The following is a 709-nucleotide window of genomic DNA, read 5'->3' on the forward strand; positions in this document are numbered from 1 at the left end:
CTGTCCGGCCCCATCAGGTACAGGTACACCGGCATGATCTCTTCAGGCAGCGGGTTGTTCTGCGGGTTCTCGCTCGGGTAGGCCTGGGCCCGCCACCCGGGCGAAGACATGGCGCGGCGCTGGCTGATGCGCAATATCCGCGTGGAGCTCCACCAATGCCATTGAAGGGGCGACGGGTGAGTGGTCGGCGGTGGTCTGTGCTGAAGACACCTACGCCATGGGCTTCCCGGAGGACCAGCGCAAGCGCGCCATGAAGTGGTTGAAGATGCATGCGCAGTATGACGACGCCCACCCGTGGGAGGCGTTGGAGATCATCTGTACCCTGGCTGGCGAAAACCCGACCCTGGGGTTGCGCAATGAGCTGCGCAAGGCGATCTGCAAAAGTTATGACTGCATGTACCTGTTCCTGGAGCGGTGCATGCAGCTGGAGGGCCGCCAGCAAGGGCGCCTGCGCCCGACCTTGGCTGCGGGCTGAATGCCTGGGGCTGCTTTGCAGCCCTTTCGCGACACAAGGCCGCTCCTACAGATTTGATGCCGGATTCAACGGCACCGCTGTAGGAGCGGCCTTGTGTCGCGAAGGGCCGCAAAGCGGCCCCATCGGTTTCAAGCCCTACTGAGCGTTAAAGGCCTGCCCGTTCACCCCGGTACTGTCCGGCCCCATCAGGTACAGGTACACCGGCATGATCTCTTCAGGCAGCGGGTTGTTCTG

At 63.0% G+C, this 709-nt stretch carries 3 pseudogenes; 1 reads left to right on the forward strand and 2 read right to left on the reverse strand.

Annotation, left to right across the window (positions count from 1 at the left end):
- Positions 1–92: pseudogene (locus BLX42_RS21195) on the reverse strand (YciK family oxidoreductase); the annotation flags it as partial.
- Here BLX42_RS21195 and BLX42_RS21200 point away from each other — a divergent pair.
- Positions 85–475: pseudogene (locus tag BLX42_RS21200) on the forward strand (TenA family transcriptional regulator); the annotation flags it as partial. The pseudogenes BLX42_RS21195 and BLX42_RS21200 overlap by 8 nt on opposite strands.
- A gap of 135 nt (positions 476–610) precedes the next feature.
- On the opposite strand, the pseudogene BLX42_RS21205 reads toward BLX42_RS21200, so the two are convergent.
- Positions 611–709 (reverse strand): annotated as a pseudogene (locus tag BLX42_RS21205) (YciK family oxidoreductase); the annotation flags it as partial.

It is taken from the genome of Pseudomonas sp. SG-MS2, assembly GCF_009933855.1.
Taxonomy (GTDB): domain Bacteria; phylum Pseudomonadota; class Gammaproteobacteria; order Pseudomonadales; family Pseudomonadaceae; genus Aquipseudomonas; species Aquipseudomonas putida_E.